The sequence below is a fragment of the Qipengyuania pacifica genome (assembly GCF_019857205.1).
In the GTDB taxonomy this organism is placed as follows: Bacteria; Pseudomonadota; Alphaproteobacteria; order Sphingomonadales; family Sphingomonadaceae; genus Qipengyuania; species Qipengyuania pacifica.
The window spans coordinates 394,946-417,681 of the sequence record NZ_JAHWXO010000001.1; the positions used below are offsets into that span (position 1 = coordinate 394,946).

General features: G+C 63.6%; 20 protein-coding genes. 15 read left to right on the plus strand and 5 right to left on the minus strand.

Annotation, left to right across the window (positions count from 1 at the left end):
* Positions 1–5: 5 nt before the first annotated feature.
* Positions 6–1,718: a M28 family metallopeptidase gene (locus KYK83_RS02070; protein WP_222827010.1), complete on the minus strand. Its 1,713-nt coding sequence runs from the start codon at positions 1,716–1,718 to the stop codon at positions 6–8.
* Positions 1,719–1,824: 106 nt separating this feature from the next.
* On the opposite strand from KYK83_RS02070, the gene glnE reads away from it, so the two are divergent.
* The 8 genes from glnE (at position 1,825) to KYK83_RS02110 (ending at position 12,410) form a co-directional block, all read left to right on the plus strand.
* Positions 1,825–4,506: a bifunctional [glutamate--ammonia ligase]-adenylyl-L-tyrosine phosphorylase/[glutamate--ammonia-ligase] adenylyltransferase gene (gene glnE / locus KYK83_RS02075; RefSeq protein ID WP_222827011.1), complete on the plus strand. Its 2,682-nt coding sequence runs from the start codon at positions 1,825–1,827 to the stop codon at positions 4,504–4,506.
* Positions 4,503–4,976 carry a peroxiredoxin gene (locus KYK83_RS02080; RefSeq protein ID WP_222827012.1) on the plus strand — a complete coding sequence of 158 codons (474 nt, stop codon included), beginning with the start codon at positions 4,503–4,505 and terminating at the stop codon, positions 4,974–4,976. The genes glnE and KYK83_RS02080 overlap by 4 nt, the downstream gene beginning before the upstream one ends.
* Positions 4,973–5,773, plus strand: a complete 801-nt coding sequence (locus KYK83_RS02085; protein ID WP_222827013.1) for a ferritin-like domain-containing protein — start codon at positions 4,973–4,975, stop codon at positions 5,771–5,773. Before KYK83_RS02080 ends, KYK83_RS02085 begins: the two co-directional genes overlap by 4 nt.
* A gap of 136 nt (positions 5,774–5,909) precedes the next feature.
* Positions 5,910–6,590, plus strand: coding sequence for a M23 family metallopeptidase (locus tag KYK83_RS02090; protein WP_103023943.1), 681 nt, complete (start codon positions 5,910–5,912; stop codon positions 6,588–6,590).
* Between the two features lie 152 nt (positions 6,591–6,742).
* Positions 6,743–8,290 carry an acyl-CoA synthetase gene (locus tag KYK83_RS02095; RefSeq protein ID WP_222827014.1) on the plus strand — a complete coding sequence of 516 codons (1,548 nt, stop codon included), beginning with the start codon at positions 6,743–6,745 and terminating at the stop codon, positions 8,288–8,290.
* Positions 8,290–9,591, plus strand: a complete 1,302-nt coding sequence (locus tag KYK83_RS02100) for a cytochrome P450 (RefSeq protein WP_222827015.1) — start codon at positions 8,290–8,292, stop codon at positions 9,589–9,591. Before KYK83_RS02095 ends, KYK83_RS02100 begins: the two co-directional genes overlap by 1 nt.
* Before the next feature lie 427 nt (positions 9,592–10,018).
* Positions 10,019–10,651, plus strand: a complete 633-nt coding sequence (locus KYK83_RS02105; RefSeq protein WP_222827016.1) for an OB-fold-containig protein — start codon at positions 10,019–10,021, stop codon at positions 10,649–10,651.
* A 70-nt stretch (positions 10,652–10,721) separates the two neighbouring features.
* Positions 10,722–12,410, plus strand: coding sequence for a flotillin family protein (locus KYK83_RS02110; RefSeq protein ID WP_430298985.1), 1,689 nt, complete (start codon positions 10,722–10,724; stop codon positions 12,408–12,410).
* A 55-nt stretch (positions 12,411–12,465) separates the two neighbouring features.
* Here KYK83_RS02110 and galU read toward each other — a convergent pair whose 3' ends face one another.
* Complete coding sequence (gene galU / locus KYK83_RS02115) at positions 12,466–13,356, minus strand: UTP--glucose-1-phosphate uridylyltransferase GalU (protein WP_222827018.1); 891 nt, start codon at positions 13,354–13,356, stop codon at positions 12,466–12,468.
* Positions 13,357–13,492: 136 nt separating this feature from the next.
* Here galU and murA point away from each other — a divergent pair, with 136 nt between their 5' ends.
* Together murA and KYK83_RS02125 are read left to right on the plus strand one after the other, a co-directional pair.
* Positions 13,493–14,776, plus strand: a complete 1,284-nt coding sequence (gene murA / locus KYK83_RS02120) for a UDP-N-acetylglucosamine 1-carboxyvinyltransferase (RefSeq protein ID WP_222827019.1) — start codon at positions 13,493–13,495, stop codon at positions 14,774–14,776.
* Positions 14,777–14,838: 62 nt separating this feature from the next.
* Complete coding sequence (locus KYK83_RS02125) at positions 14,839–15,060, plus strand: hypothetical protein (protein WP_222827020.1); 222 nt, start codon at positions 14,839–14,841, stop codon at positions 15,058–15,060.
* Between the two features lie 32 nt (positions 15,061–15,092).
* Here the strand turns inward: KYK83_RS02125 and KYK83_RS02130 are convergent, their stop codons facing one another.
* Positions 15,093–15,353 (minus strand): ribbon-helix-helix domain-containing protein, encoded by a 261-nt coding sequence (locus KYK83_RS02130; protein ID WP_369828438.1) that lies wholly within the window; start codon positions 15,351–15,353, stop codon positions 15,093–15,095.
* 88 nt (positions 15,354–15,441) lie between these two features.
* Here KYK83_RS02130 and KYK83_RS02135 point away from each other — a divergent pair, with 88 nt between their 5' ends.
* On the plus strand, positions 15,442–16,179 hold the full coding sequence (locus tag KYK83_RS02135; protein ID WP_222827021.1) for a helix-turn-helix domain-containing protein: 738 nt from the start codon (positions 15,442–15,444) through the stop codon (positions 16,177–16,179).
* Between the two features lie 42 nt (positions 16,180–16,221).
* On the opposite strand, the gene phbB is transcribed toward KYK83_RS02135, so the two are convergent.
* Entirely contained in the window at positions 16,222–16,947 is a 726-nt protein-coding gene (gene phbB, locus KYK83_RS02140) for an acetoacetyl-CoA reductase (protein ID WP_103023952.1), read from the minus strand.
* A gap of 113 nt (positions 16,948–17,060) precedes the next feature.
* The gene (locus tag KYK83_RS02145) at positions 17,061–17,825 is read right to left on the minus strand and encodes a hypothetical protein (RefSeq protein WP_346729400.1); all 765 of its coding nucleotides are present in this window, start codon (positions 17,823–17,825) and stop codon (positions 17,061–17,063) included.
* A 333-nt stretch (positions 17,826–18,158) separates the two neighbouring features.
* Here KYK83_RS02145 and KYK83_RS02150 point away from each other — a divergent pair, with 333 nt between their 5' ends.
* The 4 genes from KYK83_RS02150 to holA all read left to right on the plus strand — a co-directional run bounded on the left by KYK83_RS02150 (position 18,159) and on the right by holA (position 22,732).
* Positions 18,159–18,608 (plus strand): DUF3576 domain-containing protein, encoded by a 450-nt coding sequence (locus KYK83_RS02150; RefSeq protein WP_103023953.1) that lies wholly within the window; start codon positions 18,159–18,161, stop codon positions 18,606–18,608.
* Between the two features lie 76 nt (positions 18,609–18,684).
* A complete protein-coding gene (gene leuS, locus KYK83_RS02155) occupies positions 18,685–21,201 on the plus strand; it encodes a leucine--tRNA ligase (RefSeq protein ID WP_222827022.1) in 2,517 nt (838 codons plus the stop codon).
* Positions 21,201–21,689 (plus strand): LPS assembly lipoprotein LptE, encoded by a 489-nt coding sequence (gene lptE, locus KYK83_RS02160; protein WP_103023955.1) that lies wholly within the window; start codon positions 21,201–21,203, stop codon positions 21,687–21,689. The genes leuS and lptE overlap by 1 nt, the downstream gene beginning before the upstream one ends.
* Complete coding sequence (gene holA, locus KYK83_RS02165) at positions 21,686–22,732, plus strand: DNA polymerase III subunit delta (protein WP_222827023.1); 1,047 nt, start codon at positions 21,686–21,688, stop codon at positions 22,730–22,732. The genes lptE and holA overlap by 4 nt, the downstream gene beginning before the upstream one ends.
* Positions 22,733–22,736 lie beyond the last annotated feature (4 nt).

Here is a 22,736-nt window from a genome sequence, read left to right on the forward strand (position 1 = left end):
CCTGCTTATGGGGCTTCAGGCGTGCCGCAGAGCGCGCCATCGACGGCGCAATCTTCGTCGCGCGTCGCCTTGAACTCGTCACCCTCGACCCAGTTCGGCCAGCTGGTCGAATCGCCAAGCATCCGGCCGATGCGATAGAACAGCCGCAGGTCGGCCATTACGCCTGACCAGTCCCAGTTCGGATCGTATTCGTCCTTGGGCCCGTGATACCGGTTGTCGCGATAATCGGCCTGGACGGCTGCGCCCGCTTCCTTGCCCCCGTCTACGAGATCTTCGCCGCCATCGAGGTAGAGCATCGGCACGCCTCGCTTCGCGAACGCGAAGTGGTCCGAGCGGTAGTAATAGCCCGCTTCGGGGTTCGGATTGGGCGTCGTTACCCGGTCATCGCTCATCAGCGCCTTGTCCAGGAACAAGTCGAGCTGCGATTTGCCCGGTCCAACGACGATCACATCCTTCGCCGGACCGGCCACCAGGAACGCATCCATGTTGATACCGCCGACCGTCTTGTTGAGCGGGAAGACCGGGTTTGCAGCGTAATAGTCGGCACCGAGCAAGCCGGATTCCTCGGCAGTGACCGCCAGGAACACGAGACTGCGTTTGGTCGGCCCCGCTTTCGCGTGCGCTTCAGCCAAGGCTACGAGAGCAGCAGTGCCGGTGGCATTATCGACTGCTCCATTGCAGATGTCGTCGCCATCGGGTGCCGGCGTGCATCGGCCCAGGTGATCCCAGTGTGCCGTGTGCATCACATATTCGTCGGGACGTTCGCTGCCGGGAAGAATGCCGATCACGTTCTTGGATGCGAATGTACGAATGTCGTTGCGGAAGCTGGTCGATGCCTTGAGGCCGAGTGGGACCGCCTTGAAATCGTCCTTGCGCGCAGCAGCCATCAGATCGTCGAGATCCTGACCCGCAGCGGCGAGAATTTCACGGGCCTTCTCCTTCTGCACCCAGCCGTTCAGCTTTGTCATCGGGGGAGGATTGTCGCCGCGGTCGGCGTATGCCTGAGGGCCCGACCAGCTGCTTTCGACGACGTTCCAGCCATAGGCGGCAGGTTCGGTGTCGTGGATGATGATAGCGGCTGCCGCGCCCTGCCGTCCGGCTTCTTCGTATTTATACGTCCAGCGACCGTAATAGGTCATCGCCTTCCCGTTGAAGGGGCCGTCTAGGGTTTCGGCGCCGAAGTCCGGATCATTGACGAGAATGACCGCAGTCTTACCCTTCATGTCCAGGCCTTCGTAATCGTTCCAGCCCTTTTCCGGTGCGTTGATGCCGTAGCCCACGAATACCAGCTCGCTGTCATCGAGTTTGGTTTCCACGTCTTCGCGATATGTCGCACCGACCCAGTCGGTGGCGTAATTGAGCTTGATATCGCCATTGTCGCCGCCTGAAATTGTAAGCGGTGCGAAATCCTTGCCGGTAATCTCGACCAGGGGCACATCCTGCACCCAGCTGCCATTGTTGCCAGGTTCGAGGCCGGCTTTTCCAAATTCCTCGATGAGATAGGCGATCGTCTTTTCTTCGCCAGCCGTGCCGGGGGCGCGCCCTTCGAATTCGTCGGAAGAAAGCCGCTCGGTCACGCGCTTCATCGTTTCTTCGGACAGGGTCCCGTCGGCCACATCGGGCAGATCGAGCGCGGCATCGGGGCTTTCCACGTCCTGGCCCATCGAACAGGCCGACAGAATGAGCGCGGCGGCCGCACCGATCGTAAAGCGTTTCATGGGAGAATTTCCTCTCTTCGCATCTCGCATTCGGCGCGCTTCTTGTCAGCATGGCGGCGTAAGGGCAAGCTTGCGCCGTGCGTCGCGGGGAGGCAGGGGGCAGGCGATGGCTGTCGACTGGACCTCAGCGCTGGACCGCGCCCGTGCCCATGCACCATTCCTCGCGCGCGCGCTCGAGCGGCGGCCCGAACTGGCCGAGTTGCTGGCCCAGGGGGATGGCGAGGTGGCCCTGCGCGCTGCCAAGCGAGTAAGGGAAGGCAGTGCGGCAAGCGCGCTGCGCGACGAGCGGCTCGGCCTGGCCCTGGTGCTTGCGATCGGCGATCTGGCCGGGGCGTTCGACCTCGACAAGGTCATGCGGGAATTGTCGACCTTTGCGGATCGAGCGCTTGATCGGGCGCTGAACACCGCCATGAACAGTCGTGTTCCGGACGCTGAACCGTCGGGAATGATAGGGTTGGCGCTCGGCAAGCACGGGGCTGGCGAGCTTAATTATTCCTCCGACATCGACCCTATCCTGCTTTACGATCCCGAGAAGCTGCCACGGCGCGAACGCGACGAGCCGGGAGAGGCGGCCCAGCGGTATGCGCGCGAAGTCGTGCGATTGCTGTCCGATGTGACGAGCGAAGGGTACGTGTTCCGGGTCGATCTGCGCCTGCGCCCCGCATCGGAAGTGAGCCCACTTGCCATTCCGCTGAACGCCGCCATCACCCATTACGAAAGCTCGGCACTGGCGTGGGAGCGGGCGGCTTTCATTCGTGCACGCGCCTGTGCCGGCGACATTGCAGCCGGCGAAGAGTTTCTCGATCATATCAGGCCATTCGTCTGGCGCAGGAGCCTTGATTTCGGTGCCATCGATGAAGTCCGCCGACTGACCCACCGCATTCGCGATCAGCACAGCGGTCCCAGCGTTCCGGAGCCCGGCTACAATTTGAAGCTGGGTCGCGGCGGCATCCGCGAGATCGAGTTCTTCGCCCAGACCCATCAGCTGATCCACGGTGGACGCGACCCCTCCCTCAGATCGCGAGGCACGCGGGCGGCACTGGATGCGCTGGCTGCCACCGGCCGGATCGGCGAGGAAGACGCGAGGGCGCTCGGCGAAAGTTACGACGGCCTGCGAACGATCGAGCACCGCCTGCAGATGGTCGGCGACAAGCAGACGCATTCGCTTCCCGCAGGTGATGCGCTGGATAATGTCGCGCAGTTGCATGGTCTGGCTGACGGCGCAGCGCTGGTGAAGCATGTGCAGGAGCTTGCGCGACCGGTCGCCGAGCGTTTCGACGCACTTCTCGATGAGGACAGGATTTCCGTGCCGGCTAGCGCGCCGCACGTTCTGGCAGGCGGTACGGCCGAAGGCGATGTGCCAGCAGAATTGGTCGATCGGATCGCGGGTTGGACCGACGGGAAATATCAGGCGCTGCGCAGCACCGCGGCTCTCGGCGCTTTCGAAGCCATCCGTCCGGATCTGATCGCGTCGATTTCCGGATCGCCAGATCCCGATGCAGCCGTCGTGCGCTGGGAGGGTCTTATCTCCCGATTGCCGAGCGCCATAAACCTGTTCCGCCTGCTCGAGGCGCGGCCAGGATTATTCGCCCTGCTTGCCGATTGCCTCACGCTGGCGCCGCCTCTGGCGGACGAACTTGCCCGCCGACCGAACCTGCTCGATGCCCTAATCGACCGAACAGCTCTCGATCTGCCGGGCAGCGTGGATGACATCGTCGCCCTGATGGGAAGGCGTGAGCGTGGGGACGATTACGAAACGCGGCTCGACCGGCTGCGCGTCGTCACCAGCGAGACGCGGTTTGCGCTGGGGGTCCAGCTGATCGAAACGGCGCATGACCCGCTGGATATCGCGGCGGGCCTGTCGCGCACGGCGGAAGCTGCCCTTCAGGTTGCAGTCGATGCGGCCGAAAGCGAGTTTGCGTTAAAGCACGGACGCATCGCTGGCAGCGAACTGGTGGTGGTGGGCCTCGGGCGACTGGGGGGTGGTGCGCTGACGCACGCTTCGGATCTCGACATCATCTATCTTTTTACAGGTACGCACGAGGGCGAATCCGATGGCGAGCGGCCGCTCGGCGCGACGCTGTATTTCAACCGGCTTGCCCAGCGAGTGACGGCAGCGCTCAGTGTCCCGACTGCGCAGGGCGCGCTTTACGAGGTGGACACCCGGCTGCGCCCCCAGGGCAATCAGGGGCCATTGGCCGTAAGCGTGGAGAGTTTTGCGCGGTATCAGCGCGAGGATGCCTGGACGTGGGAACACATGGCGCTGACGCGTGCCCGGGTGCTCGTCGGTAGCGAGGCCGCCCGCCAGCAGGTCGGTGACGTCGTGACGTCCATTCTTCGCGGCGAACGGGACGGTGATGCCCTGCGTGACGATGCCCTGAAAATGCGCACGGAAATGGCGGCTCACAAACAGGCGCGCGGGTCGCTTGACGCCAAGCTGTTGCGGGGCGGCTTGGTCGATATCGAGTTTCTCGTCCACGTCCTCCAGCTACGGCATCGCGAAGCACTGACGCCGCATCTGGACGAGGCGATAAGCCAGTTGATCGAGACGGGCCGCTTGCCTGGGACCATCGCCGAAGCGCACAGTCTGATGACACGCCTGCTGGTGGGGACGCGCCTGCTCGCGCCCGATCTCGAAAAGCCCAAGTCTGCGGCGGCTGCCTTGCTCGCCAGGCAGAGCGGGTGCGAGGATTATGACGAGCTGATACAGCGTCTGCACGAGGCACGCCGTGATGTCGCGGCGGCGTGGCGGGACATATACGGTGAAACCCTGGAGATAGACGAATGACGACGACCTACGGCGAAGGCGATGCCTTTCCCGAATTCGAGATGGAAACGCCGGACGGCGGTACCGTCACCAAGGCTGACCTGTCCGGCAAAAAGGCAGTAATCTTCTTCTATCCGAAGGACAACACACCGGGCTGCACCACCGAAGCCAAGGATTTTTCCGCTCTCAAGTCGGCATTCGACAAGGCGGACGTATCGCTCCTCGGGGTGAGCAAGGATTCGGCCAAGAAGCATCAGAACTTCATCGCCAAACATGATCTGACCGTCGATCTTGCGACCGATGCGGCAGACGGCGGGCTGTCGGACGAGTTGGGTGTCTGGACCGAGAAACAGATGTACGGGAAGACCTATATGGGCATGGTCCGGTCGACCTTTCTTATCGGTGGAGACGGCCAGATCCTGCGCGTCTGGCCAAAGGTGAAGGTCAAAGGGCACGCCGAAGAGGTGCTGGAGGCTGCAACCAAGGTATGACGGGACCGCGCCGATCCGTCGCCAGTGCCATTCGCGATGCGCTGCTCACGGGCGAGGCGAAGGCCAAGGTCTTCGCCGCCCGCCAGGTGGCGCGCGACTGGCGTCTCGGACGGCTGGATTTCGTGTTCGAGGTTACAATGCCGGATCGTCCGGAATGGCCTGATCGTCTGGAACTTCTGGCACCGGGCGCCATGCCCCGTCGCGGAAAGATGGGGTCGGAACGCAATCGTGCCGCCTTGTGGCACGCGCTCGCCCATATCGAATTCGTCGCTATCGATCTCGCGCTGGATATGGCCGGTCGCTTCGGTGAAGCGATGGGTCCTGACTTCGTTTCGGACTTTCTCGAAGTTGCTGCCGACGAAGCGATGCATTTCGCGCTGCTGTCCCGAAAACTTGATTCGCTGGGGAGGTCCTACGGAGCGTTGCCTGCGCACGACGGGCTGTGGAGTGCGGCTCAGGACACGGCTCACGATGTTGCGGCGAGGCTGGCGATCGTTCCCATGGTGCTCGAGGCGCGCGGCCTGGACGTCACACCGGCCACATTGACAAGGGTTCGCGCGCAAGGTGATGAAAACGGGGCGAAAATTCTCGAACGAATCCTTGACGATGAAATTCGTCACGTTGCCGCAGGGTCAAAGCACTTTCATGCGATCTGCGAAATACGTGCGCAGAACCCGCAGAAAACATGGCAAAATCTGGTCGGAATGCATTTCGCAGGTGGTTTGAAGCCGCCGTTTAACGACTCAGCGCGTTTCGCAGGCGGCCTGCCGCGCGACTATTACGCGGGTATTGCCTGATTAACCTTTTCACCGATAACTCGAACTCACGAGACGCCGGGGGGTTCCGGCAGTGACTTAAAAGGTGGGTTCGACACGGGACGTCGGGTTCACTCAGGATCGAAAGGCGCGCAAAGCGCCAGATGGACGGGTTAGCATGATCACCAAGCGCAATACGCTTGCTCTCGCAGTAGTGGCCAGTTTCGGCATCGCAGCAGCTCCGGCTCAGGCGCAGGAAACCAACACCGCTGCTGCAGTCGGTGCGATCGACATGAGCAAGGTGGCTGCTCCTACCCAGACCGGCGAAGATGCCCAGTTCAAGCAGCTGTTCGCACAATGGGACAATCTGGATCGCGCTACTCCGGCAGCGACCAGTGTCTCGGTTCCCTCGCGCATGCCGCTCGATAACACCAAGCTGACCAGCGATTACGGAATGCGCACCCACCCGGTTCTGGGCGGACGTCGCAATCACAAGGGCGTCGATCTGGCCGCACCCGTCGGCACACCGATCTATGCTACCGCCGATGGCTATGTCAGCAAGGCCGAATGGTTCTCCAGCTACGGCAAATATGTTTCGATCGAACACGGTGCGAACCTGCAGACCCGCTTCGCACATATGTCGGATATCGCTGTAAAAGCCGGCACCCGCATCAAGAAGGGCGACATCATCGGCTATGTCGGCTCGACCGGTCGTTCGACCGGCCCTCACCTTCACTATGAAGTCCGCGTCGACGGCCAGGCCGTGAACCCGGTTCCCTACATGGTCGAATCGGAAGCCCAGCGTGCATTCGCTCTTGCGACGGGCACGGGCGGTCAGGGCGACGGCGACGACAACTGATTTTCGGGCCTTCGGGCTTCGCAAAAAGGGCGGCGGGAGCGATCCTGCCGCCTTTTTTCTTGCCCGTGCGGATGGGTTAGGTAGGTTTCTTCTCGAAACTGGAAGAGTCCCCTCGTCGAGAAGGTGGCCGCCGGAGAGGAGAAAGCAAGCCAATGCACCCCATCGCCCATGCGCAGACGCGTCCGGACCATCCCGCCATCATCATGGCCCCCAGCGGCGAGACCGTAACATTCGGCCAGATGGACGATTACGCCAATCGCTTTGCGCAACTGCTGCGGTCGCGGGGCTTGAAGCGCGGCGATCACTTTGCAGTGCTGATGGAGAATAACTCCCACTATCTGCAGGTCGTCTGGGGTTCGCAGCGTGCGGGCACGATGATGGTGCCGATTTCCACCCGGCTGACCGCGCCCGAGATCTGCTATATTCTGAAGGATGCAAACGCCAAATTCCTGCTGACGACCCGCAAGTTCGCCGATGTGATCGAGGGCATCCGTGGCGATTGCGCCGATCTGCCGCTGCTGATTGTCGGCGGCGAAGGCGATGAGGATTACGATGCGGCCCTTGCAGCGCAACCTGCGGAGCCGATAGCGGATCAGGCGCCGGGCCAGTACATGCTCTATTCCTCCGGCACGACCGGAAGGCCCAAAGGGGTGAAGCCTGCGCCGCCTGCGGATGAGGACATCCAGGCCGTCAATCCGCTGGTCGGATTGGCAGTCATGGGGGCGGGCATGCCGGCAGACGGCAGCATGGTCTATCTCTCCCCCGCGCCGCTCTATCATGCCGCGCCGCTTGGCTGGTGCACCACCGCGCAGCGCCTGGGCGGCACCGTGGTGGTGATGGAGAAATTCGATCCCGAACTCGCGCTCGCCACGATCGAGCAATACCGCGTGACCGACAGCCAGTGGGTGCCCACGCATTTCGTCCGGATGCTCAAGCTCGATCCCGAACTTCGCACCCGCTACGACCTGTCCAGCCACAAGCGCGCACTCCACGCCGCCGCGCCGTGCCCCGTTCCGATCAAGCGCGAGATGATCGAATGGTGGGGCCCGATCATCAACGAATATTACGCCGGGTCGGAAGGGATCGGCATGACGCTGATCAAGGCCGAGGACTGGCTGGACCATCCCGGCAGCGTGGGCAAGGCGATCCATGGCACGCTGCATGTCTGCAATCCCGATGGCGAGGAAGTACCGGCCGGGCAGGACGGGCTGCTGTTCTTCGAGAACGAGAATATCCCGACCTATCACAACGATCCCGACAAGACGCGCGAGGCGATGCATCCAAAGGGCTGGATGACGCTGGGCGACATCGGGCATCTCGATCCTGACGGCTATCTCTACCTGACCGACCGCAAGAGCCACATGATCATTTCGGGCGGGGTGAACATCTATCCGCAGGAGATCGAGAACCTGCTCGTCACCCATGACAAGGTGATGGATGCCGCGGTGATCGGCGCGCCCTGTCCCGATTTCGGCGAGAAGGTGGTAGCGGTGATCCAGCCGATGGACATGGAGGCTGCGGGCGACGCGCTGGAGGCGGAACTGCGCGACTTCCTGGCGCCGAGCCTGTCCAAGATCAAGATGCCCAAGCAGTTCGACTTCCGCCCGCAACTGCCGCGCGAGGCGAACGGCAAGCTCTACAAGCGCGAGTTGCGCGATGAATATCTCGCCAAGGCGGAGATCGAGACGGAGCAGGCCTGATGGCCACGCAGGAAAGGCCCCGGCTGGACCCGGCAACTGCCCGCCAGGTCATCGACCCGTCCAGCTATGCCGAGTGGGACGGACTGCTCGATACCTTCGACCGCCTGCGCGCCGAAACGCCCGTCGCCTGGGTCGAGCCAGAGGACGGCGGCGTCCATCCGCCGTTCTGGCTGGTCACCCGCTATGACGACGTCATGCGCATGTCGAAGGACAATGCCACCTTCCTCAACAACCCGCATACCGTGGTCTTCAGCCTGACCGAGGGCATCGAATTCGCCAAGGCGTTCAGCGGCGGGAGCGAGCATATGGTTGCTAGCCTGGTGACCTTCGATGCGCCGATCCACATGAAATATCGCAAGCTGACGCAGGAATGGTTCATGCCCAAGAACCTGCGCACGGTCGAAGACGAGATTCGCGCCATCGCGCACGCAGCGGTCGACCGCCTGGTGGCAGGCGGCGGGGAAGCCGACTTCGTCAAGACGGTGGCCGCGCCCTATCCGCTGCATGTGGTGATGCAGATCCTGGGTGTGCCGGAAGAAGACGAGCCACGCATGCTGATGCTGACCCAGCAGATGTTCGGCGGGTCCGACGAGGATCTCAACCAGTCCGGCATGAAGGACCTGCCGCCCGAAGCGATCACGCAACTGGTGGCAGGCGCGGTCAAGGACTTCGAAGCCTATTTCGCCAAGCTCACCGCGGAACGCCGAGCCAGCCCGACCGCGGATGTCGCCAGCACCATCGCCAATGCGGTGATCGACGGCGAGCCGCTGAACGACCGCGACATGATGGGCTATTACATCATCCTGGCCGCCGCGGGGCACGATACGACCAGCGCCAGTACGGCAGGCGCCATGCTCGCCCTGGCGCGCGATCCGGAGCAATGGGCCCGCGTGCGCGCCGATCGCAGCCTGCTGCCGGGTATCGTCGAAGAGGCGATCCGCTGGACCACGCCGGTCCAGCATTTCATGCGCACTGCCGCCGAGGATACCGAGGTCGGCGGCCAGCCCATCGCCAAGGGCGACTGGCTGATGATGAACTATGTCGCCGCCAATCACGACCCGGCGCATTTCGAGAACCCGCGCCGCTTCGATGCGGCGCGCAGCCCCAACCGGCACCTCGCCTTCGGGGCGGGCGCACACCAGTGCCTCGGCCTCCACCTCGCCCGGCTGGAAATGCGCATCCTGTTCGAGACGCTGCTCGACCGGATCGAGACGGTCGAACTGGCAGGCGAACCGGCGCGCAGCAGATCGACCTTCGTCGGCGGGCTGAAGACCCTGCCGCTGCGCTTCACCCCGGCCTGATTCGCCCGGCAGCTGTTCTGCTTCGCGCCGCGATGGGCCGAGACATGGACCGGGTGTTACACAGTCCAGGGGCAAAAACCTGTCGGTTTACGCAAGATCGCGTCAGCTTGCGCGGAAAGGCGTCGGCTTGCGCAGAAACGGCGTCAGCTTGTGCGAACCGGATGTCGGCTTGCGCAGGCGAAATGTCGGCTTGCGACGCGTACGTGTAAACTTGCGGCCTGGCAGACTGGGCGCGGCCGCGGGTGATGGACGGTAGGAAAGAGCCGCCGCGAAGCTAGCAGGCCAAGCGCTTGTAGGAAATCCGCCACCTTCTTCCGGTACGCTGCATCCGCGCCGCGAATTTGCTATCGCTGAGCGTGCCCGGTTGCTACGCCTAAAGCACCGTAAAAAGGACAGAAACGAGCATCGCCATCAGGGGGACAGGGGGATGACCATCTTCGAGCCGCATAACCTGCCCTTCGCCGTCGCGCTGGCGGTGATGCTGGCGCTGGCGGCGATCCAGTTGGTAGGTCTTGGCGATGTCTTTGGCGGGGCGGATGTGGACGCCGATATCGATGGCGATGCCGCGATTTCTTCCGGGCCGATAGATGGCATGTTCACCCTCCTCGGTATCGGGCGGGTCCCCCTGACAATCTGGCTCGCACTTTTTCTGCTGCTGTTCGCCGGTATCGGCGTAGGTGGTCAGGCGTTGGCCGACAGCCTGATCGGAGCGCCGCTGGACCGCTGGCTCGCTGCAGTCATGGCGGGCATTGCCGCATTACCCGTTACCGGACTTCTGGCGCGACCGCTCGGGGCAATCTTGCCGCGCGATGAGACGACTGCAGTCTCTCTCGACGCATTGCTGGGTCGGCGAGCACGGATCACCGATGGAACTGCGCGCAGCGGATCGCCCGCCCGCGCCCAGGTTCGCGATCACTACGGCCATCCGCATCACGTCATGGTCGAACCGCACGAAACGGCCAGTGAGATGCACGCCGGGGACGAAGTATTGCTGGTTCGCCGCGAAGGCGGCAGTTTTTACGCGACAGCGTTGGCCGAGCGCCGCCTGTCGCCCGATTGATTTCTTCAAGGAGGGGTAATTGAATAATCTTGTAGAACTGGCGGTACCGGTCGGTGCGGTCGTCGTATTTATTCTCGTCGTCGGGCTGACAATTGCACGGCTGTACCGCCGCGCTTCGAAGGAAGTCGCTTTCGTACGCACGGGCGTGGGCGGGGAAAAAGTCGTGATGAACGGCGGCGCGCTGGTGCTGCCGGTGTTCCACGAAACGATGCCGGTCAACATGAACACCGTGGTGCTGGCCGTGGTGCGGCGCGACACCGAAGCGCTGATTACACTGGACCGCCTTCGTATCGACGTGAAGGCCGAATTCTATGTCCGCGTGCGGCCCGATGCGGGCGCGATCGCCATGGCCGCGCAGACGCTGGGACAGCGCACGATGGTGCCCGAGGCGCTGAAGGATCTGGTCGAAGGCAAGTTCGTCGATGCCCTGCGCTCCGTCGCCGCCGGCATGACCATGAACGAATTGCACGAGCAGCGCGCCGACTTCGTCCAGAAGGTGCAGCAGGCGAGTTCCAACGATCTCGCCATGAACGGGCTCGAACTGGAATCGGTTTCGCTCACCGGGCTGGACCAGACCAGCATCGAACATTTCAACGCCAACAACGCCTTCGACGCGGAAGGCCTGACCAAGCTGACCGAGCAGATCGAAGCGCGCAAGAAACTGCGCAACGATATCGAGCAGGACACCCGCGTCCAGATGGAAACCAAGAACCTCGAGGCGAGCCAGCGCTCGTTCGAGATCAGCCGCGATCAGGAATATGCGCGGCTGGAGCAGGAGCGTGAAGTCGAGGTCCGGCGCGCGGCGCAATCGGCCGAGATCGCCCGCGAACAGGCCGAACGCAACCGCGAGGCGGATGCCGCTCGGATCGAAGCGAAGAAGCAGGTCGATGCCCAGCAGATCGAAGCCGACCGGCTTGTCGAGGAAGCGCGAATCGACCAGCAGCGCGCGCTCGAGATCGCACGGCAGGAGCAGCAGATCGCCGTTCAGAACAAGAGCCGCGAGGAAAGCCAGGCCAAGGCCGACGCCGACGAGGCCCGCGCCAAGGCGGTGGCTGCGGAAGAACAGGTCGCTACCTCACGCGAAAGCGAAATCGCCGAGCGCCAGAAGAAGATCGAACTGATCGAAGCGTCGAAGCAGGCCGAACGTGATGCCATCAAGATCCGCGTCGATGCCGAAGCCGAAAAGGATGCTGCATCCAACCGCGCCGAGGCCGCCCGCCGCGAAGCGGAAGGCGAGGCGGAGGCCGAAAAGCTGCGCGCCGAAGCCGCCCGCGTGCGTTTCGAGGTCGAAGCTGCGGGTCAGAGGGCGATCAACGAGGCGGCCAACCTCCTGTCGTCCGACCAGATCAGCCTGCAGACCAAGCTGGCGCTGCTGAATGTGCTGCCCGAAGTCATCCGCGAAAGCGCAAAGCCCATGGAAGCGATCGATTCGATCAAGATCGTTCAGGTGGACGGGCTGACCAACGGCAATGGCAAGAGCGGGACGTCGACCACCGGAAACGGTTCGGGCAACCTTGCAAGCGATGCGGTGAGCGCAGCGCTTGCCTATCGGGCGCAGGCGCCCGTGCTAGACGGTCTGATGAAAGAACTGGGCCTCGACGGTTCGTCCTTGGACAATCTCGTGAAGGGGCCCGCAGCAGCCGAAACCTCGCCTCGCCTCGCCGAAGTGCAGGATGAACCGGCAGAAGAAGCGACAAAGCCTCAGGGCAAGGCGAAGACCGAGAAGGCTTCCGCCAAGGACGACGCCGAGGTTGGGTAAAAAATCCAGCTAGAAGGGAGCAAGGGGGCGCCGCGGCGCCCCCTTCTTGGTCCTCTTACTCCCCCAACAACCGCTCCGCCATCGCGCGTACTTCCGCGCCCATGTCTTCGCGTTCCATGGCGAGGGCCAGGGTTGCTTCGACGAAGCCGGTCTTGCTGCCGCAGTCGAAGCGGCGGCCGGCGAAGGTCACGGCGTGGAAGGGCTGGTTGCCGATCATCCGGGCCATGGCGTCGGTCAGCTGGATTTCACCGCCCGCGCCCTTTTCCTGGTCTTCCAGCAGGCGCATGACTTCGGGCTGGAGGATGTAGCGGCCCGAAACGATCTTGTTGCTGGGCGCTTCGGCCACCGGCGGCTTTTCGACGAGGCCGGTGACTTCGGTCAGCGTCTCGCTCTTCACCTCGCCCGGCGCGATGACGCCGTAGCTGGAGACGGCTTCCTGCGGCACTTCCAGCACCGAGATGAGGTTGCCGCCGACGTCGTTATAGGCATCGACCATCTGTTTCATGCAGCCGGTCCCGTCGCCCTTCTGCGCCACCATGAGCTCGTCCGGCAGCAGGATGGCGAAGGGTTCGTCGCCCACGATGGCGCGGGCGCACCAGATGGCATGGCCGAGGCCGAGCGGCACCTGCTGGCGCACGGTGATGATGTCGCCCGGCGTCGCCCGGGTCGGCTCCAGCACCGAGAGGTCCTTGCCGCGTTCGCGCATCGTGTGTTCGAGCTCGTAGGCGATGTCGAAATGTTCGACGATCGCGGTCTTGCCCCGGCCGGTGACGAAGATGATCTGTTCGATCCCCGCCTCGCGCGCTTCGTCCACCGCATACTGGATCAGCGGGCGGTCGACGATGGGCAGCAGTTCCTTGGGGATCGCTTTGGTCGCGGGGAGGAAACGCGTGCCCAGCCCGGCGACGGGAAAGACGGCTTTCTTGATCGGCTTGTGCTGGTTCATGGCTGCAGGGGGTAAGTCGCCAGCGGTATCGGGTCAATCGACATAGGTTATGCGGCATGCGCGCTCCTGGCCCGCTGCCGTGATGCGACAGCGGCGTGACGCTTGCCAGCGGCGCTGCCTTCTCTAAGGAAGCGGCATGGACAAACTGATCATTCGTGGCGGCAATCGCCTTTCCGGTACCATTCCGATTTCGGGCGCGAAGAATGCCGCGCTCACCCTGATTCCCTGTGCGCTGCTGACCGAAGAGCCGGTGACGCTGCGCAATCTGCCGCGGCTGGCCGATATCGACGGGTTTCAGCACCTGATGGGCCAGTTCGGCGTGGCGCACACGATCCAGGGCCAGCGACCGGAAGATTTCGGCCGCGTGGTCACGCTGGAAGCGACGCGGCTGACCGGCACCGTCGCGCCATACGAACTGGTGCGCAAGATGCGCGCCTCCATCCTCGTGCTCGGCCCGATGCTGGCGCGCATGGGCGAGGCGACCGTGTCGCTGCCCGGCGGCTGCGCGATCGGCAACCGTCCGATCGATCTGCATCTGAAGGCGCTGGAGGCGTTCGGCGCGCATATCGAACTGGCGCAGGGTTACGTAAAGGCGAGCGCCCCCGACGGCGGCCTGCCCGGCGGCGATTTCGATTTCCCCATCGTGTCGGTCGGCGCGACGGAAAATGCGTTGATGGCGGCGGTGCTGTGCAACGGCACCAGCAGGCTGATCAATGCCGCGCGCGAACCGGAAATCGTCGACCTGTGCCGGTTGCTCACCGCCATGGGTGCGGAGATCGAAGGTATCGGCACGTCCGAACTGACGATCCACGGCGCCAAGCGGCTGCACGGTGCGACCTATCGCGTGATGCCGGACCGGATCGAGGCAGGCTCCTATGCCTGCGCTGCGGCGATCACCGGCGGCGACGTGCGACTGGAAGGTGCGGAAGCGGAAGACATGGGGTCCACCCTTCACGCGCTGCGCAATATCGGCGTCGAGATCGAGAGCGACAAGAAGGGAATCGATGTGCGCGCCAATGGACCGCTGAAGGCGCACAACCTCACCACCGCGCCATTCCCCGGCCTTGCCACCGACATGCAGGCGCAGCTGATGAGCCTGCTGACTCGGGCCGAAGGCACCAGCGTGCTGAAGGAAACGATTTTCGAGAACCGCTTCATGCATGTGCCCGAACTGGCGCGCATGGGGGCGGACATCGAAACCGAAGGGCGCACGGCAATCGTGCGCGGGCCGGTCAACCTCACCGGCGCCGAAGTCATGGCGACCGATCTGCGCGCCTCGATGAGCCTAGTGATCGCGGGGCTTGCTGCAGAAGGCGAGACCACGGTGCGCCGGCTCTACCACCTCGACCGCGGTTACGAGCGGCTGGAAGAGAAGCTCCAGCTTGTCGGCGCGGATATCGAACGGGTTGGCGACGATTGAGCCAGCGGGTGCGGACCTTTCCGCGATGACGGGCGTTGGGTCAGCAACAAAGGAGTTTTGTCATGCTACTCAAGCTTTTGACCCTCGGCGGGCTCGGATATGCCGGCTATCGCTATTACGAAAAGAACAGATCGCAGCCGGCGTTTTCCGGCAACCAGGGCAATGCCTCGGTGCGCGACGCTGGTCCGGAATCCATGCGCGACAGTTCGGGCCGCAAATGGACGCAGGCTGACGAGGAAAGCGACCAGAGCTTCCCCGCCAGCGATCCGCCGGCCAATTACTGACCCGTTTACTCCAGTTGGAGAGGACGAGAGTCCTAAGGGGCGGTTGGAGCGATCCAGCCGCCCCTTTCATGTGTAACGAGCCAGATACGGATTGCCCCGGCAAGGCCCGGCGGCGTCGCGGCGCGGATACGCTCGGCATCGATCTGGGCGACCAGCGCGTTGATCGACTGGCTGCGCGCGGCAGCCGCTGCGGTCAGCATCTCCCAGAACATGGGTTCGAGACTGATCGACGTGCGATGGCCGTCGATCCGGACGGAGTATTTTTTCGGCGGATGGTACGGGGGCATTTCCATAAGCGGCGGCCCCTTACATCGCCGGGGCCGGGCCCGATACGATTTTTTTGGGGTGTGCGGTGAACCGTGCTGCGCCTAGGTTTCAGGCATGGCTGACGGCTATGACGAACTCACCGACAAGGAAAAGCAGACCCTGCGCCTGATGGTGCGCGGGCATGATGCGAAATCCGCGGCGAGCGAACTGGCGCTGTCGGTCCATACGATCAACGAACGCCTGCGCGCCGCGCGACGCAAGCTGGAAGTCACCAGCAGCCGCGAGGCGGCCCGGCTGGTGCTGGAACGCGAAGGCGGGGACCCCGAAAAACCTGTATCCAGAGATTTGGGGGATGCGGCGGCCCGGCAAAGCGATGACGATGGCGGGGCAACGGCAGGCATGTCCGCCCGCCGTCGGATCCTTGCAGGAGTTGTCATCATGCTTACCCTTGCCGCAGCCGCACTGTTTCTCGTCCCCGCGATCGTCCAGAGCGACAATGCGGGCGGGGCAACCCGATCGTTACCCAGCGATGCCGAGGTCGAAAGCGCCGCGCGCACCTGGCTCGCGCTGCTCGATGCGGGCGACTGGGAGGCGAGCTATGCCGCGACCGCATCCTCGTTTCGCAAGGCCAACACGCTGAAGCTCTGGAGCGATACGGCGGAAAAGGTCCAGTCGGGCCTCGGGAAGACGCTTTCGCGCGACTATATCGGGCAGGACGATGTCCCGTCGCCGCAGGGCATCACCATCGTGAAGTTCCGGACGGATTTTGCCAATCGTACAGGCGTGGTCGAAACGATCTCGCTGGTGCGCGAAGACGGTGCGTGGAAAGTCGCAGGCATTTACGTGTCGTGATGGGAGAGGGCGGATGCCTTGCGCGGTCCGCCCTCCCGCCGATCAATACATGTGCTGGCCGCCGTTGATGCTCATGGTCGAACCAGTGACGAATTCGGCATGGTCGGAACACAGGAAGCTGACGCCGCGTGCGATCTCGCTCGCCTTGCCGAGCCGGCCGACGGGAATCTTGGCGACGATCTTTTCCAGCACCGGTTCGGGCACGGCGGCGACCATGTCGGTGTCGATATAGCCCGGGGCGATGGCGTTGACGGTGATGCCGAAACGCGCGCCTTCCTGCGCCAGCGCCTTGGTGAAGCCGTGGATGCCGCTCTTCGCGGCGGCATAATTGACCTGGCCATACTGGCCCGCCTGCCCGTTGATCGAACCGATGTTGACGATCCGGCCCCAGCCGCGTTCCTTCATGCCCGAAAAGGTCGCTTTGGCGAGGTTAAAGCAGCCGCCCAGATTGGTCCGCATCACGGCGTCCCAGTCTTCGTAGCTCATTTTTAGCAGCGTGCCGTCACGGGTGATGCCGGCATTGTTGACGACGACGTCGATCGGGCCGTGTTCTTCTGCCACCTTGCCGCAGGCATCCTGCACCGCGTCGAAATCGCCGACGTCGAACTTGATCGTCGCAATGCCGGTCTCATCGGTGAACTTGCGCGCCGCATCGTCATTGCCCGCATAATTGGCGATGACGGTGAATTCGCGCTCGTCGCGCAGGCGTTCGCAGATGGCGCGGCCGATTCCGCGCGTGCCCCCGGTAACGATGGCAACACGTGTCATGATCTTTCTCCCAAGCTTTCCGTAGCGTTGCCACGACTTAAGCGAGGGATGCACGACGCGCCAAGTCCTTTCGCCCAGACGGGCGAGGATGCAGACGTATTTTCCGGTAGTGCCTAGAAGTTGACGCGGGTGCCGACGTAAACGGCCTGATCGTCTTCGACCCCATCGGTCAGCGGGGCAAGGCGGTTGTTATCCTTCGACAGGCGAACGCCAGCCGTCACGTTGACGTTGCCGATCACGCGATAGGATGTACTGAGATCCACGCTCTGGCCGGGCAGGCCGTCGGGCGTGCGCAGTGAACGGGTGCCGCTGTCTTCCCGGTTGATCGCGACGCGCGAATTGAAGCGACTCGGCTTGTCGGCCTTTTCGCTCTTGTCCGGTGCGAAGGCGGCCAGATCGGGCATGCCCATGTCGCGCAGGCCGACCGAAACGGTCTTGGGCTGCGTGGGCTGCGAGAAGCTCTGGTAACCGCGGGCGACGCCGAGGTTGTAACTGGTCGGGTTGACCGCAAGAACGCGTTCGCGGTTACCGGCGGTACCGACCGAATCGATGCCGCTGCGGATCGAAATCGCGCGGGCCGTTGCATCGTCCACCCGGACGGCCACGGTGACGGTGCGGTCCTTGCTCAGTCCCGGCTTGCTGGCCGGGGTGAAGCGAAGACCCTTTTCCCCCATCACGGCAGCGACGCGCGCAGCAAGCTGCGGATCGATCTTGGCCGGGGTGAAGGGCAGGTAGGCGATGTCTTCGGGAAGTTCCGCGGCAGCACTGGCCTGAACGACGGCAAGGCCGGCAGCGGGAATGGAAAGGGCCAGACCGGCAGCAACCAGCGCCGCGGGTACGAACCGCGCCTTGCTCTGGTTTTTGACCGAATGTGCCACCGAATTTCTTTTCCTATGTTGCTGCACCAGTAAGCCAGAAATCCGCTGAACGGTCCCTGACTCCTGCATTAAAGGCGCAGGCGATTCCCTCTACTCCGGCAAACATCCTACCACTCGCCCATGCCTTGGCCAGCTTTTCCACAAAGCCTGGTGGTAATTGACAGAAAGTGTTGCCCAGTTTCCACAAGCACGCGCACCCTAACTTGTTCCCGGGCAATGAATTAAGGCCATATTCACGCGCTGGAGACTGTGTGGGCCGCTGGCCCGTTTGCCTTGCTCCGAGGCGTGCAGGCATTATAGAGCCAAGAAACCTGCAGGATACCAAGGACCGACATGAGCGCTTTCGCAAACATCCGCCGCCCCGCAACCTTCGCCGTTGCGATCGCAGCCACGGTTGGCCTCGCGGCATGCGGTGGCGGGCGCGAACGGCCGCGGGCCGACGTCGCAGCCTCACAGGTCACCACCATCGGTGTGAACTCCTATCTCTGGCGTGCCGCGCTCGATGCGGTCAGCTTCGCACCGCTGCTGCAGGCCGACAGCAATGGCGGCGTGATCGTGACCGACTGGTACGCCAACCCCAGCAATCCGGGCGAACGGGTGAAGATGACCGTCACCATCCTCGATTCGGATCTGCGTGCCGATGCCCTGCGCGTTGCAGCAAGCCGCCAGGTCAATCAGGGCGGGACATGGGTCGATGCGCCGGTGCAGGCGGCAACCGTTCAGAAGCTGGAAGACGTCATCCTGACGAAGGCCCGCGAACTGCGCCGCGAAGCGATGGGCTGACCTGCGCAGGCATTGGCGGGCGCTGGCCTGAAAAGCGCCTTCCAATAGCCGGCAAAATCCGTAAACGCGGCTGCCTATGAGCAGCGATACCCGTTTCGATCCGGCCAGCGCCGATGCGCGCTGGCAAAATGCGTGGGACCAGGCGCAGACCTTCCGCGCCGACAGCAATTCCGCCAAGCCCAAGAGCTACGTGCTCGAGATGTTCCCCTATCCTTCGGGGCGCATCCACATCGGCCACGTGCGCAATTACACGATGGGCGACGTGCTGGCGCGCTACAAGAAGGCGATTGGGCACGAAGTGCTGCATCCCATGGGCTGGGACGCCTTCGGCATGCCTGCCGAAAATGCGGCGATGGAAAAGGGCGTCCACCCCGGCGGCTGGACCCGCGCCAATATCGAACACATGAAGGCGCAGCTGAAGCGGCTGGGCTTCGCGCTCGACTGGAGCCGCGAGCTGGCAACCTGCGAGCCGGATTATTACGGCCACGAGCAGGCGCTGTTCATCGATCTCTACGAAGCGGGTCTCGTCTATCGCAAGGAAAGCGAGGTCAATTGGGACCCGGTCGACATGACCGTGCTGGCCAATGAACAGGTGATCGACGGCAAGGGCTGGCGCAGCGGCGCCGAGGTCGAGAAGCGCAAGCTGGCGCAGTGGTTCCTCAAGATCACCGACTTTGCCGAAGAATTGCTCGAAGGGTTGGGCAGTCTAGAGAATTGGCCCGACAAGGTCCGGCTGATGCAGGAAAACTGGATCGGCAAGAGCAAGGGGCTGGAATTCAGCTTCGACCTGTCGAATGGCGAGAAACTGCCGGTCTATACGACGCGGCCCGATACGATTTTCGGCGCCAGCTTCGTCGCCGTCGCGGCCGATCATCCGGTGGCGCAGTCCCTGGACAGCGACGAGGCACGCGAATTCATCGCGCTGTGCAAAAAGGGCGGCACGACTGCCGCCGAACTGGAAACCGCGGAAAAGCTCGGTTTCGACACGGGCATTACCGCGAAGCATCCGTTCACCGGCGCAGACCTGCCGGTCTATATCGCGAACTTCGTGCTGATGGATTACGGCACCGGCGCGATCATGGCGGTGCCGGGCCATGACCAGCGCGACTTCGAATTCGCGACCAAATACGGCCTGCCGATCCCGCGCGTGGTCGCTGCCAGCGCCGAAGATGCCAGCAAGCCCTTCGAGGGCGAGGCCGAGGCGGGCGAGGGCGTGCTCGTCAACTCCGACTTCCTCGACGGGATGGCGGTCGAAGATGCCAAGCGCGAAATCATCGCCCGGATAGAACAGCAGGGCCGCGGCCAGGGCAAGACCGTATGGCGCCTGCGCGACTGGGGCGTATCGCGCCAGCGGTACTGGGGCACGCCGATCCCCTTCATCCATTGCGACACATGCGGCGTGGTGCCCGCGTCCAAGGACAGCCTGCCGATCACCCTGCCCGAGGATGTCGATTTCCAGACGCCGGGCAACCCGCTGCTGCGCCATTCGACATGGAAGCATGTCGACTGCCCCAAATGCGGCGGCAAGGGGACGCGCGAAACGGACACGCTCGACACTTTCGTCGATTCGTCCTGGTATTTCCTGCGCTTTGCCAGCCAGCCCGCGGACAAGCCCTTTGACAAGGACGAGATCGCCAAGTGGCTGCCGGTCGAACAGTATATCGGCGGCATCGAGCATGCGATCCTGCACCTGCTCTACGCCCGCTTCTGGACCCGCGCGCTGGCCCACATGGGGCAGATCGATGTGAAGGAACCTTTCGCTTCGCTGTTCACGCAGGGCATGGTCACGCATGAGACCTACAGCCGCAAGACGGGCGGCAAGACCGTCTATTATGCGCCCGACGAAATCAGCCGCGAAGCCGAACGCGCGCTGCTGAAGGACGATGGCGGCGAGGTCGAGATCGGCCGTGTCATCAAGATGTCGAAGTCGAAGAAGAACGTCGTCGACCCCGACACCATCGTCGACACCTATGGCGCAGATGCCGTGCGCTGGTTCATGCTGTCCGACAGCCCGCCCGAACGCGACTTGCCCTGGTCCGAAGCCGGGATCGAAGGCTGCAGCCGTTTCGTCCATCGCCTGTGGCGCCTGTTCGGTGCGTTCGATGCAGATGTTCAGGGCACCGATCAAACGCTTGATCGACATGTGCACAAGACCGTTCAGGCGGTCGCGGGCGATATCGAATCGCTCGGCTTCAACAAGGCCGTGGCGCGGATTTATGAACTGACCGGCGCGGTGGAGAAGGCACAGCCTTCCGCCAGCCGCTCGGCCGCGATCCGCACGCTGGTCCAGCTTGTCGCACCCATGATGCCCCATCTGGCCGAGGAAGCCTGGGCCACGCTGGGCGAAACGGGTCTGGTCGCCGATGCGGATTGGCCGACGGTCGATCCAACGCTTCTGGTCGACGATGAAGTCACCATCGCCGTCCAGCACAAGGGCAAGCTGCGCGATACGCTGACCGCACCCAAGGGTGCTTCGAAGGAAGATCTCGAAGCCATGGCGCTCGCCAGCGAGAAGGTCCAGCGCTCGCTCGACGGGGCAGAAGTGCGCAAGGTCATTGTGGTCCCCGACAGATTGGTGAATATCGTCACCTGATGCGTATCCTCCTCGCCAGCCTCGCCCTCGCCACACTGTCGGCCTGCGGCCTTTCGCCCATGTATGCGGGCGGCGGCAGCGGTGCGGTGGCGCAATCGCTCGCCGCGATCGAAGTGGCGCCGATCGAAGGGCGCGCGGGCTGGCTGGTGCGCAGTGCGCTGGAAGAACGCTTTGCCGCAGCGGGTAATCCCGCGCCGCGCTACCGCATCGATATCCGCCTGGACGACCGGCTCGAAGGGTTGGCGATCCTGCGCGACGATACGATCAGCCGCGAACGCCGCACTTTGCGCGCACGCTATCAGCTGACCGACCTTTCGACGGGCGAGATCGTCCTCGATGCGACCGACGGGTCGGATGCCGGCATCGACGTGGTGTCGAGCGAATATGCCGTCATCGCCGCCGAACAGACGGCGCTTGAAAATCTCTCGCAGGACCTTGCCCAGCGGATCGTGACGCGCGTCGCGTTGGCGCTTCGCAACCAGCGGTGAAGCTGACGAACCGCGATTTCGCGGCGAAGGGGCGTTCGGCCGCACAGGGCTGTTCGATTTTCTTCTTTTGCGGCCAGGACGAAGCCGGGGCGACCGCTGCGGCCAACGATCTGGTCAGCTGGCTTCCCGAACCGGGCGAGCGGCTGGAGATGTCCGGCGGCGAGGTGAAGAACGATCCGGCCAAGCTGGGCGATGAAGCGCGCACCAATTCGCTCTTCGGCGACAAGCGCCACATCTGGATTCGCGCCAATGGAGACGAGGCGGCAGAGGCGCTGAAAGTGCTGATCGAAACCAGCGATGCGGGGGCGGGCGAGGCCTGCCCGGTGATCGTCGTGGCCACGTCCGCCACCGACAAATCTCGCACCGCCAAGCTGCTCGAAAAGCGCAGGGATGCGCTGGTGGCCATGTTCTATCCGCCAGATCTGCCCTCCGTCACACGCAGCGTGCGCGCATTGGCGGATGGGGCGGGCGTGCGGCTGGGCGGCGATCTGGCAGAACGGATCGCGCGCGCCGCCAATCTCGACATCCGACTGGCCAAGAGCGAGGTCGACAAGCTGGCTCTTTATCTGGATGCCAGCGCGCAAAGTCCGCAGACGGCCACCGCGGACGATCTCGATGCCATCGGCGCATCGAGCGAAGACGATGGTTTTGCCTCGCTCGTCAATGTCGTGATGGGTGGGCAGGCCGCCAAGCTCGGGATCGAACTGGGGCGGATGAAGCAGCTCGGCCTCAATCCGGTGGGCGTGCTGCTGGCCTTTGAGCGGCGTGCGGCGCAGCTGGCGCGGATCGCCGCAGCACTCGGCTCGCGCGGGTTTGGCGATCTGGATCGGGGCGAAGAGGCGCGGCTCGGCATCTTCTTCAAGGAAAAGCGCGAGATCGGGCAGCAACTGGCGCTGTGGCGGCACGGCGACAAGCTGGACCGGCTGACCCGGCGGCTCGTCTCCCTGCACCGCGAACTGCTGACCAACAGCCAGGCGGCCGAACTGCTGCTGGCGCAGGGCCTGGCCGACATCGCCAGGGTGGCGACGGCGCGGACCCGCTAAGCGG